The organism is Paenibacillus pinisoli (assembly GCF_003605435.1).
Taxonomy (GTDB): domain Bacteria; phylum Bacillota; class Bacilli; order Paenibacillales; family Paenibacillaceae; genus Pristimantibacillus; species Pristimantibacillus pinisoli.
In genome coordinates this window covers 339,897-354,098 of record NZ_QXQB01000005.1, presented here as the reverse complement: position 1 = coordinate 354,098, position 14,202 = coordinate 339,897, and the positions used below count along the sequence as shown (strand labels likewise).

The window sequence follows — 14,202 nt, the reverse complement described above, 5'->3', positions numbered from 1 at the left end:
TAGAGGGATTCGTTTAACTAGATAGCGGCATGCAAGGGCAACCCGCTCTGAGCTGGGTTGCTCTTGCCTTTTCGCGGCAATGCTAGATAAAACGGAGCAAGGAAGCAGGAGGGGAGTCATCATGGCAGAGCAACCTAGGAGAAGAACCACTACCACTACTACGAAACCAAAAGCAAAAACAAAGAAAAAGAGAAGGATGTCAGGGAAAGCCTGGTTCTACGGCATGTTTTTCACGATCGTAATCGCCATCGTATGCGGCATTATCGGCTATTTGTTAATTATTCTGAACGGCGAGAGACTTCTTGAAGAGCACGGCAGCAAGCTGGAGTTCGGAGAGGCGTCCATTATTTATGACGTGAACGGCAATGAAATATCCAGGCTCTACGATATTTTGGATCACCGCGAAGTCGCGGATTTTTCGGAAATTCCGCAGTTTATGAAGGATGCGATTGTTGCAACAGAGGATCAGCGGTTCTATGAGCACTCGGGACTGGACTTCTGGGCAATCGGGCGCGCGCTTGTGAAAGACGTAATCGCCCGGAGCGCCGTCGAGGGCGGCAGCACCATTACGCAGCAGCTGGCCAAGAACGTCTTCCTGTCGGCGGACAAGACGTTTTTCCGCAAAGCGACGGAAGCATCTATTGCAGTAGCGCTTGAGCAGCAATTAACCAAGGATGAGATCTTGACGATGTATCTGAACCGGATTTACTTCGGCAAAGGTATACATGGTATCAAGGCAGCTGCAGAGTTTTATTTTGGCGTAGAGCTGGAAGATATGAAGCTATGGCAAGCGGCGACGCTGGCCGCAATGCCGAAGGCGCCTAACCGCTTCAATCCGCTGGTCAATCCGGACGAATCGATGAACCGCAGAGCGGTCGTGCTTCGTCTGATGTATGATCAAGGCTACATTACGGAAGGCGAAATGAAGGAAGCGCAGGCTGTCGTCTACGAGGCGCCGCCGAACCAGAATGATATGAAAACCGGCAAATACTATGCATACTCCGATTTTGTGCTGAATGAAGCGATGAAGATTACGGGACTGTCCGAGGAAGAACTGCGTGTCAGCGGCCTGCAAATCTATACGTCGCTTGAACCGCAGGCACAGGATGCGATGGATAAGGAATTTGCCGATCCGTCCAATTTCGAGGAAAGTAAGGATGACCAGCTTGTACAGGGCTCTATGATCATAATCGATCACCGGAGCGGCGAGATTAAAGCGATCGCCGGCGGACGCGACTATTCGTCGCGCGGCTGGAATCGCGTGGACAAGATGCGCCAGCCGGGATCGGCGATCAAGCCGATTGTCGCTTATGGCCCTGCCCTGGAATCAGGCAAGTACTTCCCGTGGTCAACGCTGAAGAATGACCAGAAGTGCTTCTCGAATTACTGTCCGTCCGACAGATGGGGAGCCGTTCCGGTCTCGATGACACAAGCGATGAAGGACTCCCGCAACCTCGCGGCGGTATGGATGCTGAATGAGGTCGGCGTCAAGCAAGGCGCGGAATTCGCGGAAAAGCTGGGCCTTACGCTGGAGCCTGATGACCGCAACCTGGCGATGGCGCTTGGCGGTCTGACGCGCGGCGCTTCGCCGCTGCAGATGGCGACGGCCTACAGCATCATGGCGAACGGCGGCAAGTCCGTCGATCCGCATGCGATTACAAAGATTACAGGCAAGAAAAATTGGGAATACAAAGCGCCGCCATCCAAGCAGCTGATGTCGCCGCAGACGGCATGGTATTTGACCGAGATGATGCAAGCGGTCGTCGAGAAGGGCGGCACCGGCGCCAGGGCGGCAATCGACCGTCCGGTGGCGGGCAAGACAGGCACGACGCAAGCAGGTATTCCAGGCTACAAAGGCAACGGCATCAAGGATGCCTGGTTCGTCGGCTATACGCCGGAGTGGACAGCCGCCGTCTGGATGGGCTACGATAAGACCGACGTCAATCATTTGCTGACGAAGGGCGGAGGGCAATCTGCGGCATTGTTCGCCAAGGTTATGCGCCCGGCAATGAAAGGCGTTGCGAATGACAGCTTCAAGCGTCCGAACGATGTGAAGGAAGATAAGCCGCCGATGACGATCAAGAACTTCAAGGCGGAGTTCTCCGAGACCGGCGCAAGAGTATTGCTGAGCTGGGATCCGGTGAATGAGAAGGAAATTACGTATGAGGTGTACCGGAAGGAAAGCGGTGCTAGCGACTATATCCGCTTTGTGGACGTCGTTACGCCATATGTCGAGGACATGAGCGTCTTCCCGGGCATCACTTATGATTATTATGTGGTTGCTTATGATGCTGCGACCAATCAGCGCAGCGAGCCGTCGAACGTCGTGTCCCTTGCGATACCGGAGATTGATATCGACATTCCGGAAATTCCGATGGAGCCGGAGAATCCTACATCGCCTCCAGTGACGCCGCCTGAAGAAGGCAACCAAGGCGGAGAAGGGGGCAACGGCGGAACGGGCGGCGAAGGCACAGACCCGGGAACGCCAGAGACGCCGGGCAATACGGGCAATCCTGGAGGAGGAGAAGGCGAGGGCGGTCTCGTCGATCCGACGCCTCCTCCTGCCGGCAACGCCGGTGAAGGAGTGTCCGTAGGCGGACTCTAAGCATAAAGCAGGAATAGGTGGTTGGACATGTCGATACGTTGGTCAGGAACATTCCGCAATGCGCTTGCAGCCATAGCATTGATGCTGTTGGTTGCCGGCTGCGGTTCCAAGGGCAGCACTGTGTCTGTGCCGGACGGTCTGTCCGGCGCAGACCATGTAAAAGCCTCGAGCTGGGATAGAATGCCGCAAATGTCGATAGATCTGGACAAGCAGTACAAGGCCAGAATTGCAACTAGCAAGGGAGAATTTGTGGTGGAGCTGTTCGCAAAGTCCGCTCCTGTTACGGTGAACAACTTTGTGTTCCTCTCGAAGGAAGGCTTCTATGAAGGCCTCAAGTTTCATTCCATTATTGAATCCTTTATGATCCAGACAGGCGATCCGTTGGGCAACGGCACGGGCAATGCGGGTTACCGCATTCCCGATGAGCTGAACTCGGAATCGGTATATGAGGAAGGCACGGTGGCTATGTTCAATACAGGCTCGCCGAATTCGGGCAGCAGCCAGTTTTTTATTTGCACAGGACCTGAAGCGTCCAATCTGAACCGGCAGCCGAACTACACCATCTTCGGCAAGGTCGTAAGCGGCATGGATGCTGTCCGGCAGATTGCGTCCAGTCCGGAGAACAACGGCTCGCCCATCGAGGATATTGTGATTGAATCGATTACGATTGAAGCGGCATAGCATGAAGCGCATCCCCGGCTGGACTTTACAGCCGGAGGGGCGCTTTTTTTGTTCATTCAGGCGGATGTGAATGCAATCGGTACAGGCGTTCCGCGATTATTTTACCCGTCGGCTGGAGATGGACGTTAAGATATGGTAATCTTTCTCTATAGGGGTTACCAATATGAACGGAAAGGTACGTTCCGCATGAAGAGAAAATTTTCCGACCGGGCGAATTGGCGCCGCATCCTGCGGAGAAGCTACTCCTGCCTGGCGCTTGACGGCGACGAGTTCCGAGGTCTGGTTACCTTCTATCGGATTCATGAGTTAAGGGAGCCGCTATGGAAGGAATATGACGGGCGGAGACTCTGTCTGGCCGATCGCGGTTATTTGTGGATGCAGCACTTTCCGAAGGGCGAGCATTTTGTTGTAACGACGATGTTCGATGACAAGGGACGCGTTGTTCAGTGGTATATCGATGTGTGCAAGACGCAAGGCTTAACGGATCAGCAGGTGCCATGGTTTGATGACCTGTACCTGGATGTGGTTGTGCTGCCGAGCGGCGAGGTTTATTTGATGGATGAGGATGAGCTGGAGGATGCGCTGCGTCAAGGCGATGTCAGCAGCAGAGATGTTGCGCTGGCCCGCAAGACGGCTGGCAGGCTGCTGTCCAGCATACGCAATGGAAGGTTCCGTTATTTTACGCTAAGCCTGAAGCATCGCAAGACGCTGGCGGAGAGGACGGGGGAATTAAGCGAATCATGAAAGCTGCAGTGCAGAAGAAGAGCAGACCGCGGAGACGGAAGCGTGTATTTCGCCCGTGGCTGCTCTTATTTCGTGTAGTCATGTGGGGGATCGCAGCCGGCATCCTTTGGAGCGGTTATATGCTATGGTTGATTAACGGCTATAGTCCCAAAGCGTCGTATCCGTCTGCAGACGCAGGCATTGTGCTGGGCGCGGCGTTATGGAACGACCGTCCCAGTCCTGCCTTGAGGGAGAGACTGGAGTATGCCCGCACGCTGCTGGAGAACGGGACGGTGAAGACGCTGATCCTCTCCGGCGGACATGGAGGCCGGGCATCTACGTTGTCCGAAGCGGAGGGCATGCGCAACTATCTGGTGGAGAAGGGCGTGCCGGCAGACAAGCTGTTGCTAGAGATGGATTCCACAAGCACATATCAGAATCTCGTGTTCAGCAGCATGCTGGCCGAAGAGAAAGGGCTATCGACTTATCTGGTCATTACCCATGATTATCATGCGGCGCGCGCCGGTGAGATTGCGGAATACGCAGGCCTTGACCTGGCTGGCGTTGCAGGTGTGAAGTCCCGTGTCTTGAACGAGTTCTATAATGATTCCAGGGAAGTGCTGGCCTTTACGAAATGGAAGCTGGACTGGCTGCTTCTCGTCTCCGGTCTGCGATCACCCGAATCCATGCTTTGAATCTGCTAATATGGCACTGCGAGATAGAATACACTTGTAATGCGTGATCAAAAGTGGACTTCTTGAACCACCTTTTACAGTGTGAGTTCAAGAAGTCCGGTTTTCAGCATCGAGAAGATTGGATGAAGCTAGGAAATGAGGAGCGGAGCGTAGTGGAGGCTACGTGAGCACCGGAAGTTCCGGCTGAATGCAATATTCGAAGTCGAGTAGGCTTCCTGATCGGCTTCGTGATCAAAAGTGGACTTCTTGAACCACCTCTTGTAGTGCGAGCAGCTTCTGAAAAGGAAAGGTGATGCGCCAGATGAGCGGACACGTCATATCGGGACCAGGCAGCGGAACGAGTAGACCTTCCCGCCAGATTAACGTTGTATTGCGCAGCCATGAGACAATCGGCAGCAGCGCTTCGGCCCAGGCTCTTGAAGCGGAGCCGCTGCCTTCCGTCAAGCCATTGCCTGCGGTAGACCACTTCGCCGATATCCAGAAGGAATTGGAGCCGATGGTCGGCATGGATAATGTAAAGTCGCTGGTCTATGAGATTTATGCGCTGCTTTATATTAGCCGGATGCGGACAGAGGCAGGCTTGTACGGCGGCTCTCAAGTTTATCATATGATTTTCAAGGGCAATCCCGGTACGGGGAAGACGACCATCGCAAGAATAGTGGCAAAGCTGTTTCAGAAGATGGGCGTGCTGACCAAAGGTCATCTTATCGAGGTAGAGCGAGCCGACCTGGTCGGCGAATATATCGGCCATACGGCGCAGAAGACCAGAGACCTTGTGCGCAAGGCGATGGGCGGCGTATTGTTTGTGGATGAGGCGTACAGCCTCGCCAGAGGCGGCGAGAAGGACTTCGGCAAGGAAGCGATCGATACTTTAGTCAAAGCGATGGAGGACCATCGCAACGGCTTTGTGCTTATTTTGGCGGGATATCCGCTTGAGATTGAGCAGTTCCTGATGACGAATCCCGGGCTGCCCTCGAGATTTCCAATCCAAATCGAATTTCCCGACTATTCGGTGGACCAGCTTATCCAGATCGGGGAGCTGATGGTGAAGGAACGGGATTATGTGATGATGCCGCAGACGGTGTTCAAGCTGAGACAGCACTTAATCCAGGAGAAACAAAGCGATATGTTTTCGTTCAGCAATGCAAGATTTGTGCGCAATACGATTGAGAAGGCGATCCGGCATCAAGCCGTGAGGCTGATTGGCCAATATTCCAACTCCGTTCCGGGCAAAGGCGAGCTGATGTCGATACGGCCGGAGGACCTGAAACTGGAACGAAGCTAAAGCAAGACAGGCTGCGATATGAATAGGGGAGAAACAGAAGCATGAGCAACATTCAACAAGAGAACGGGGAGCTATGGGAAAGCCTGCTCCAGCTGGCAGAAGAAGAGGAAGACAGGGTGCATGAAGCGTTCCGCAGCATCGACCGGACTGCGGAACGCAACCAGTGGAAGGTGATCGAGGCGTTCAAGCGCCATAAGGTCAGCGATTACCACTTTGCGGGATCAACGGGTTATGGCTACAACGACCGGGGCCGCGAAGTATTGGATATGGTCTATGCGGATGTATTCGGCGCGGAAGCGGCGCTCGTGAGACCGCATTTTGCTTCCGGCACGCATACGATCAGCTGTGCATTGTTCGGATTGCTCCGTCCAGGAGACGAGCTGTTATATATTACGGGCAAGCCTTATGATACGCTGCACAAAGTCATCGGCAAGCCAGGCGACGGCAAAGGCTCGCTGCAGGATTGGGGCGTAGGCTATAACGAGGTTGCTCTGCTTCCTGACGGAGGACTGGACTGGGCTGGAATAGAAGCGGCACTGACCGAGAGAACCAAAGTGATCGGCATTCAGCGATCGCGCGGGTATGACTGGCGGTCGAGCTTTACTGTGCAGCAAATCGGCGATATGATTCACAGGGTCAAGTCGCTTAAGCCCGATGTTCAGGTTTTTGTAGACAATTGCTACGGCGAATTTACAGAGCTGACAGAGCCGACTCAGGTTGGGGCGGATCTTATTGCAGGCTCGCTGATCAAAAATCCGGGCGGGGGGCTAGCAGAAACCGGCGGTTATGTGGCCGGGACGCAGAAGGCTGTAGAGGCTGCTTCCTATCGGCTGACAGCCCCGGGCATTGGCGGGGAGGTCGGCGCTATGCTGGGAACAATGCGTTCGATGTACCAGGGATTGTTCCTGTCGCCGCATCTTGTGGGTCAAGCCCTCAAGGGCAGTGTCTTTGCCGCAGCGATGTTCGAGCGTCTCGGCTTCGAGAGCAAGCCGCATTGGCGGGAGCCGCGGACTGACCTCATTCAGGCCGTCCGCTTCGGACAAGCCGATCATCTGATTGCTTTCGTGCAAGGCATTCAGGAAGCGGCGGCAGTGGACGCTCATGTTGTCCCCGAGCCGTGGGACATGCCCGGCTATGAGAATCCCGTTATTATGGCGGCGGGAACCTTCATTCAAGGGGGCAGTCTGGAGCTGTCTGCCGATGCGCCAATCCGCGATCCATATATCGCCTACATGCAAGGCGGACTGACTTATGCCCATGCGAAATACGGTGTGCTTATCGCGTTAACTAATCTGGTCAAAAAAGGTTTGGTTGTAATTAAACCTCACATAACTTGACACATTTATGGCTCGACGATACAATGAACCTATAAATGAGCGACTGGAAGGTTGATGCGATATGGCTGATGAAATTCGCAGAAATATGGCCTTATTTCCAATTGGCATCGTTATGAAGCTGACGGATCTAACGGCCAGGCAAATCCGTTATTATGAACAGCACGAGCTGATCGTGCCGGCGCGCACGGCCGGCAACCAGCGGCTATTCTCGTTCAACGACGTGGAACGGCTGCTCGAAATCAAGTCTCTGATCGAGAAGGGCGTCAATATCGCAGGCATCAAGCAGGTCATGAATCCGGTATCCAAGGAATCGGATGATGCGACAATCGTCAGCGAGCAGTCCGAGGTGAAGCGCCGCGAGCTGTCCGACCAGCAATTGCACCGCCTGCTGAAGCAGCAGCTTCTTGAGAAGAGGCCGGGACAAGCTTCTCTCATTCAGGGACAGCTTACCCGTTTCTTGAATAAACGGTAGACCAATCGACTTAAGGGAGATGATCTAGTGAGCTACACGAAAGAAGATATCAAGCGTATTGCAGAAGAGCAGAACGTACGGTTTATCCGTCTTCAATTTACCGATTTGCTCGGTACGATCAAAAACGTCGAAATTCCGGTAAGCCAGCTGGACAAGGCTCTTGATAATAAAATGATGTTCGACGGTTCTTCCATCGAAGGTTATGTTCGTATCGAAGAATCTGACATGTACTTATACCCTGACCTAGATACTTGGGTAGTGTTCCCATGGGTGGCGCAGGACCGCGTTGCAAGACTCATCTGCGACATCTACATGCCGGACGGCACACCGTTCGCAGGCGATCCGCGCGGCATTCTGAAGCGCGCGCTTAAGGAAGCGGAGGAGATGGGCTACACGGCGATGAACGTTGGACCTGAGCCGGAGTTCTTCCTGTTCAAGACGGACGAGCGCGGCGAGCCTACGACTGAACTGAACGACCAAGGCGGCTACTTCGACCTTGCGCCGATGGATCTGGGCGAGAACTGCCGCCGCGAGATCGTATTGACGCTTGAGGAGATGGGCTTCGAGATCGAGGCTTCCCACCATGAGGTGGCTCCGGGCCAGCATGAGATCGACTTCAAATATGCCGACGCTATCAAAGCGGCGGACCAAATTCAAACATTCAAGCTCGTTGTCAAAACAATTGCCCGTGTACACGGCCTGCATGCGACTTTCATGGCGAAGCCGCTGTTCGGCGTCAATGGCTCCGGCATGCACTGCCACCAGTCGTTATTCCAAGGCAGCACGAACGCATTCTATGACGAGAGCGACAAGCTTGGCTTGAGCGATACTGCCCGTCACTACATGGCAGGAGTGCTGAAGCATGCCCGCGCTATGGCGGCGATTACGAATCCGACGGTCAACTCCTACAAGCGTCTTGTTCCAGGCTATGAAGCGCCTTGCTACGTTGCTTGGTCGGCCAGCAACCGCTCGCCGATGATCCGTATTCCGGCTTCCCGCGGTCTCTCGACTCGCGTCGAAGTCCGCAATCCGGATCCGACTGCGAATCCATACCTGGCACTCGCTGTTATGCTGAAGGCTGGCCTGGACGGAATCCGCAACCAGACTCCGCTTCCGGCGCCAATCGACCGCAACATCTACATCATGACGGAAGAAGAGCGTGTAGACGAGGGCATCCCAAGCCTGCCGGTCGACCTTAGAGAAGCGCTTGACGAGATGCTGAGAAGCGACATCGTCTGCGAAGCGCTCGGCGATCACGCTTTGGCTCACTTCTACGAGCTGAAGGAAATCGAGTGGGATATGTACCGCACGCAAGTTCACCAATGGGAACGCGATCAGTATTTGACGCATTACTAATAGGGGAAGTTTAGTAATAACAAGGGTTTGAGGTTTAACATCGGGGGGCAATATTGGTGAGGGTTAGTTCGATTTTATCGACGCCCCCAATATGCCCCCCTGATTCTATATAAGTAGTAGTAAATGATACGAAACGTTGTATGTTTCTTTATTCAAGTTTCGCAGTAGGATGGCAATAAATCGATCTGAATGTTCAGTTTTCGTTACTTCGAACAATTCCTCTTGCTTAACCCCTTATTCAAACAATCATCCAGAAATATTGGTGAGAGAGGCAGCTGTTAAGCGGCCCAGCAGAATTGGTCCGTAGTTCACAGGGCTGTCAAACACAAAAAGTATTGGGATCGTATAACATACTATGTATCAAAACAATAAGAATTGCTTGCGGTGCCAGGGAAACGAGTCCCTTTTTTGAGGCAAACAGTTCGCGGCAAAATGAAATGCATTAGCCTCAAAGAGTGGAGGGAACAGGAGAAAAGGAAAGAGCATGAATACTCTCTCCTTGTATATTTATTTTTTTCGATAAAGATTCACCCGTTCAGACATCTCACTATGCCCGCCGTGCATGCCATGCATTCCCTGTCCATGCATTCCCTGTCCATGCATTCCCTGTCCGTGCATTCCATGTCCATGCATTCCATATCCGTGTGAACCATGAGGATGGTAATACATGGGATGGTAATGATGGTAGTGATGATGATGAACGACATGGTGTGGTTCATGATGTTGTTGTTGATGTTGCATTTGGTAAGGGGTAAGTGCCAATTTCTAATACCTCCTCAAAATTGATGATATCAATCTATTCACAACACACGTATGATGAAGCTTGCTCTAATAATATGGGTGCAAATATAGGCTTTAAAGGGCCTCGCCTCGACCGAATCACTCAGGCGAAGTAAAGCTAAAGGAAGGTCTTAGATGACTAGGGATAAGGTAATGGCGGTGTTGGGGCTAAAACACTCAAAAAGCAATCATCTAAAGAGGCTTCTGATTTGTGCTAACTCACTCATTATTAAATCCAGTTGTTCTTCTGTTGTTTCTAATTGCTTTGATGAATTGCCGTGGACTTGCGATCTCTGACCCTTGGGGTGTTCCAATGCTTCTAAGGCAAGACCAGCGGCGATTGCGGTTATTCCATCTCCTAATGTAGCAATCAGAATATCAGTTGATGAAGGTGTAGATGTCTGATTTGATGCGTTTGTATTTGAATTTGAATTTGAATTTGAATTTGTATTTGTATTTGTATTTTTATTCATAATCATTTCCTTCCTGCTAGGATGAGAATTGACAAAATACATATTGCATTATATGCCATTGGACGATGGGCGTGAGGGAGAAGATCATGGACACTCAACCAGTAGTAAAGCAAATGAGCTTTACAAATCAGGAGTGAGAGAGAAGGTCATTATTGATTGAGAATGTTGTCGATTGCTGTAATGTTTTGTAAACTTTCGTTGAAACCGTTTACATTAATAGATTATGGTTATATATTGTTAACTATCAAAGGAAAAAATGCTAAAAATATTATAATTATGCTTGAGGTGATAGATAAATTTTCATGATTAGCAGCTTTTGAAAGGAGGTGAATCATAATGGCATGTCCAAACGGATGCAGATCCACAGTATGGGTCACGTATTGCACGAGCTATTGCCCAGGGCCGAATAACGCGAGAAGAAGAGTACTCGTGTGCCCTTCGGAGAACTGCAGTGTGAACGGGCCTTGTGATTGCTGGTAAAATTAGGTTTCATGGAGAATCTCTCAGCTTGCTTGAGAGATTCTCTTTCTGCTATTTCGTTGCGAAGAGGGGGAGCATGCATTATGAGCCAGAGGGAGAAGGCGGTGCCGTCTTTTCTGAAAGTAGAAGAAGGATTGCAAATCGGCGATTTCATGCCTAATATACGTATTCCTAATTACGATTCCTTGCAATTATATGATTTTATTACGGATTACTTATTGGTTACTACGATCAGCACGACCTGTGCGCCTTGCTTGCCCGCGATGGAGGCGATCGACGCTTTGATCCATCGCCACCCTTCAATGAATCTGATTGTCTTCATCGATACAGAGGAATCGGCATTCGAACAAGCAAAGGAAATCTTCCACCCGGCTGCGCGGCTTTATCATGCAACGGATGATGTGCTGCTTGGCGAGCTGAAGACTCGCGGTTATCCATGGGCCTACGGGTTGAATGCAGAGGGCCAGATCATTACGATCGAGCATGCGGGAAGCTTGGAGTTCTGGGGCAAGCTGATGGCTCCGTTCAAACGATTTATGGAGCCGGAAATTGCGCTCGCGCTAAAGGAGGAACAAGGATGAGCAAGCTGAACTTTCGGGATTTATTCAAACGGGAGACGCTGGAGAGAGAGCAGACCTACGCTTCAGGTCCGACAGAAACGGCAGAACAGCCTTTTGTCCCTGGCGAGCCCTTCCCTGGTATGGACTTGGATCCCAGGCTAGCGGACGCGGAGAGGGCCGCCGTGCTGTTTGTTTCGCTAACTTGCAGCAGCTGTATAGATCTGCTTCCTGAACTGGTTGCCTATGCGGATAACTTCGACGGTTTGCTCCTGGTTGTCAGCAGCGGGAAGAAGGAGGAGAATGAGGAGTTGGTTAGTTATTACGATTACTCATTCCCCGTCCATACGATGGAGGAAAATGTGTATAAAGCGAGGTTCGGGCTAGAGGCGACTCCTGGGGCCATCATGCTGGAAAAGGGACTTATGATGCAGAAATTTACGATTCAGCACATCGAGCATCTATATGAGCAAAGCGAGACCCATAGAGAGTAGGCCGAAAATTTCCATCATTCATTCCAAAGGGGACGTTGATCATGCATGCAGCAGTAAGCGGACAGCTTATTATCGCAGACCGGGTGACGGACAATTACGAGGCAAGAGCCCACTGCATTCAGAATGTGCGCAATGTCGTGCACATACGTACGTTTCCATCGGTTACGCTTTTTTATCTTTGGGCAAAAGTATTGTTTTTCGGCATGAACCAAGGTGTGGTATGGATAAAGGTTTATGACGACGATCAGGGGATCGTATGGGAGAAGAGGTGCGAAGGATTAGTCAACAAGCGTGTATCGCCGGTTCCGGCCGGTATCGATATGGCGTTTCAGCCGCGTTTTGTCGTACACGGTGAGGGGTTGTTCCACTTTGTTATGACGGATGAAGAGGGGCAGACAATCGCCCATTATCCGCTCTATATTGCCCGCCAGGAGATCTCATGAATGAATCGTTCAGCAAGCTGCGCACATTCGGGTCGATGATCCCCATACTGTGGAGAATATCCGGGACGGCGCTTGTCGTTCTGATTGCTCTGACATTAGCGCAAGCATTTGTGCCGATTGCGCAGCTGGCTATTACGAGCAAGCTTGTCGAGGAAGCGGCGATGCTTTTCCAAGGGAATAACGGGGACGGAATGCGCGGCGTATACTTGCTTGTCGGGCTTCAGCTTGCACTGCTTGTATCAGGCGTATTGATAGGAGCCGTATTCAAATACACGCAGCAATTGTTTAACCAGCGTGCCAAGCTATACTTTGATGAACTGCTATCGACGAAGGTGAACCGGCTGCCGCTCTCTTATTTTGACAACCACTTGAATTATGACCGGCTGCAACGAACTTCCTTCAGCATGCAGATGCAAGGAATCGGCATTATATTTACCGTGTTGACGATGATTCAAAATTTAATAACCGTGGTCGGCTATATGGTGGTGCTGGCCCAATTCCATTGGCTGCTGTCGCTGGGTATGCTTTTGCTTGTTGTGCCGATGCTTGGGTCTTATTTGTACGAGAGCAAAGCGTTGTTCAAGCTCATTATACGACAAACGCCGGATGAGCGGATGTCATCCTTTATCAGCAATTTGCTCAAGAGCAGAGAAGGGGCCAAGGAAATTCGCGTGTTTGGAATGGCTTCTTATTTGATTGCCAAATGGAAACGGATTGCGCTCAGAAATATGGACAGGCTGCTGTCGCTTGAGCGCAAAACGATCGGCATCACCTACGGGGTGCAGATGCTGACGGTAATGTTGCTTAGCGTCATGCTGCTGTTCGCTTTGCATACCGGCGCCAATGGCGGACTGGCCATCGGTCAATATGTGGCGCTGGCGCAAGCGCTATTCAGCTCGCAGTCTCTTGTACAAGGCCTGGCACAGGGCTACTCCAATATTCATCAGGGCCTGCTGCATGCCAATGAAATGCTTTCATTCATCGAGCTTCCTGAAGAAAGCGGAGGAAAGGGAGATCAACCATTTCCTTCTCCCATTAAGCAGGGGATAACGGTAGAGCAGCTGACGTTTCATTATGACGGTGCGCCTAATCCGGCCTTGAATGGCATAAGCTTCGCGATCAGGGCTGGCGAGACCATTGCGATTGTAGGGGATAACGGAGCGGGCAAAAGCACGCTGGCTAAGTGTTTGCTTGGTCTATATAAGCCGGACAAAGGCAGGGTGGCAGTGGATGGGGTGGAGTATGAGAATATTGAGCCGGAAGGCCTTCGAAACCGTATGAGCGCGATATTCCAGGACTTTGTTCAGTTTCCTTTCCCCGTATGGGAGAACATCGGTCTCGGCGGTATTGACGAGCTGGGCAACCGGGACAAGCTTCGCAGGTCCAGCGAAGAGGCGAATACCGCCTCCTTCATCCATAAGCTGCCGCAAGGCTGGGATACTGTGCTGGGCATTCAATTTGATGGCGGCCATGAGCTGTCTTACGGGCAATGGCAGCGAATTGCGCTGAATCGGGCGTTTTACCGGGAGTTCGAGCTGATTGTATTGGACGAGCCTACTGCATCGCTTGATCCGATGACCGAAGCGGCGATCTTCGAAAATTTGATGAAGCTGACAAGCGGGAAGACAGCGGTTTTTATTACTCATCGCCTTGGAAGCTGCCGGTTTGCTGATCGCATTCTAGTGTTAAAGGACGGCTGTCTGGCAGAAGAGGGCAATCACGATGAGCTGATGGAGCGCAACGGGGAATATGCCGCGATGTTCCGCAAGCAAGCGGGCTGGTATACGAAGGAATGGGAGGAGCAGGCGCTGGGCGTATAAC

The 14,202-nt window shown here is 51.8% G+C and carries 13 protein-coding genes; 12 read left to right on the top strand and 1 reads right to left on the bottom strand.

What is annotated here, in order from left to right; all coding sequences use genetic code 11:
• The first annotated feature begins 121 nt into the window (after positions 1-121).
• The 8 genes from D3P09_RS22625 to glnA all read left to right on the top strand — a co-directional run bounded on the left by D3P09_RS22625 (position 122) and on the right by glnA (position 9,154).
• Positions 122-2,605, top strand: coding sequence for a transglycosylase domain-containing protein (locus D3P09_RS22625; protein ID WP_120113683.1), 2,484 nt, complete (start codon positions 122-124; stop codon positions 2,603-2,605).
• Positions 2,606-2,632: 27 nt separating this feature from the next.
• On the top strand, positions 2,633-3,286 hold the full coding sequence (locus tag D3P09_RS22620) for a peptidylprolyl isomerase (protein WP_120113682.1): 654 nt from the start codon (positions 2,633-2,635) through the stop codon (positions 3,284-3,286).
• A gap of 186 nt (positions 3,287-3,472) precedes the next feature.
• Positions 3,473-4,030: a ribonuclease FAU-1 family protein gene (locus tag D3P09_RS22615; RefSeq protein ID WP_120113754.1), complete on the top strand. Its 558-nt coding sequence runs from the start codon at positions 3,473-3,475 to the stop codon at positions 4,028-4,030.
• Complete coding sequence (locus D3P09_RS22610) at positions 4,027-4,704, top strand: YdcF family protein (RefSeq protein WP_120113681.1); 678 nt, start codon at positions 4,027-4,029, stop codon at positions 4,702-4,704. The genes D3P09_RS22615 and D3P09_RS22610 overlap by 4 nt, the downstream gene beginning before the upstream one ends.
• A gap of 301 nt (positions 4,705-5,005) precedes the next feature.
• Positions 5,006-5,989 (top strand): AAA family ATPase, encoded by a 984-nt coding sequence (locus D3P09_RS22605; RefSeq protein WP_120113753.1) that lies wholly within the window; start codon positions 5,006-5,008, stop codon positions 5,987-5,989.
• Positions 5,990-6,030: 41 nt separating this feature from the next.
• Complete coding sequence (locus D3P09_RS22600) at positions 6,031-7,326, top strand: methionine gamma-lyase family protein (RefSeq protein WP_120113680.1); 1,296 nt, start codon at positions 6,031-6,033, stop codon at positions 7,324-7,326.
• A 61-nt stretch (positions 7,327-7,387) separates the two neighbouring features.
• A complete protein-coding gene (locus tag D3P09_RS22595) occupies positions 7,388-7,798 on the top strand; it encodes a MerR family transcriptional regulator (protein ID WP_076334621.1) in 411 nt (136 codons plus the stop codon).
• Positions 7,799-7,825: 27 nt separating this feature from the next.
• Positions 7,826-9,154: a type I glutamate--ammonia ligase gene (gene glnA, locus D3P09_RS22590; protein WP_120113679.1), complete on the top strand. Its 1,329-nt coding sequence runs from the start codon at positions 7,826-7,828 to the stop codon at positions 9,152-9,154.
• A 968-nt stretch (positions 9,155-10,122) separates the two neighbouring features.
• On the opposite strand, the gene D3P09_RS27425 is transcribed toward glnA, so the two are convergent.
• Positions 10,123-10,407 (bottom strand): translation initiation factor 2, encoded by a 285-nt coding sequence (locus D3P09_RS27425; RefSeq protein ID WP_133305046.1) that lies wholly within the window; start codon positions 10,405-10,407, stop codon positions 10,123-10,125.
• A 563-nt stretch (positions 10,408-10,970) separates the two neighbouring features.
• Here D3P09_RS27425 and D3P09_RS22585 point away from each other — a divergent pair.
• The 4 genes from D3P09_RS22585 to D3P09_RS22570 are packed head-to-tail and all read left to right on the top strand — an operon-like array spanning position 10,971 to position 14,201.
• Positions 10,971-11,468 carry a TlpA family protein disulfide reductase gene (locus D3P09_RS22585; RefSeq protein WP_120113678.1) on the top strand — a complete coding sequence of 166 codons (498 nt, stop codon included), beginning with the start codon at positions 10,971-10,973 and terminating at the stop codon, positions 11,466-11,468.
• Entirely contained in the window at positions 11,465-11,938 is a 474-nt protein-coding gene (locus tag D3P09_RS22580) for a hypothetical protein (protein WP_120113677.1), read from the top strand. Before D3P09_RS22585 ends, D3P09_RS22580 begins: the two co-directional genes overlap by 4 nt.
• A 41-nt stretch (positions 11,939-11,979) precedes the next feature.
• Positions 11,980-12,381: a hypothetical protein gene (locus D3P09_RS22575; RefSeq protein WP_120113676.1), complete on the top strand. Its 402-nt coding sequence runs from the start codon at positions 11,980-11,982 to the stop codon at positions 12,379-12,381.
• Positions 12,378-14,201, top strand: coding sequence for an ABC transporter ATP-binding protein (locus tag D3P09_RS22570; protein WP_120113675.1), 1,824 nt, complete (start codon positions 12,378-12,380; stop codon positions 14,199-14,201). The genes D3P09_RS22575 and D3P09_RS22570 overlap by 4 nt, the downstream gene beginning before the upstream one ends.
• The last annotated feature ends 1 nt before the right edge of the window (position 14,202 follow it).

Excerpts from the sequence above, each read along its gene's own strand:
- D3P09_RS22605 (WP_120113753.1), top strand. The coding sequence starts at position 5,006 with ATGAGCGGACACGTCATATCGGGACCAGGCAGCGGAACGAGTAGACCT.
- D3P09_RS22575 (WP_120113676.1), top strand. The coding sequence starts at position 11,980 with ATGCATGCAGCAGTAAGCGGACAGCTTATTATCGCAGACCGGGTGACG.
- D3P09_RS22570 (WP_120113675.1), top strand. The coding sequence starts at position 12,378 with ATGAATGAATCGTTCAGCAAGCTGCGCACATTCGGGTCGATGATCCCC.
- D3P09_RS22585 (WP_120113678.1), top strand. The coding sequence starts at position 10,971 with ATGAGCCAGAGGGAGAAGGCGGTGCCGTCTTTTCTGAAAGTAGAAGAA.
- D3P09_RS22580 (WP_120113677.1), top strand. The coding sequence starts at position 11,465 with ATGAGCAAGCTGAACTTTCGGGATTTATTCAAACGGGAGACGCTGGAG.
- D3P09_RS22600 (WP_120113680.1), top strand. The coding sequence starts at position 6,031 with ATGAGCAACATTCAACAAGAGAACGGGGAGCTATGGGAAAGCCTGCTC.
- D3P09_RS27425 (WP_133305046.1), bottom strand. The coding sequence starts at position 10,407 with ATGAATAAAAATACAAATACAAATACAAATTCAAATTCAAATTCAAAT.
- D3P09_RS22620 (WP_120113682.1), top strand. The coding sequence starts at position 2,633 with ATGTCGATACGTTGGTCAGGAACATTCCGCAATGCGCTTGCAGCCATA.
- D3P09_RS22615 (WP_120113754.1), top strand. The coding sequence starts at position 3,473 with ATGAAGAGAAAATTTTCCGACCGGGCGAATTGGCGCCGCATCCTGCGG.
- D3P09_RS22610 (WP_120113681.1), top strand. The coding sequence starts at position 4,027 with ATGAAAGCTGCAGTGCAGAAGAAGAGCAGACCGCGGAGACGGAAGCGT.
- D3P09_RS22595 (WP_076334621.1), top strand. The coding sequence starts at position 7,388 with ATGGCTGATGAAATTCGCAGAAATATGGCCTTATTTCCAATTGGCATC.
- D3P09_RS22625 (WP_120113683.1), top strand. The coding sequence starts at position 122 with ATGGCAGAGCAACCTAGGAGAAGAACCACTACCACTACTACGAAACCA.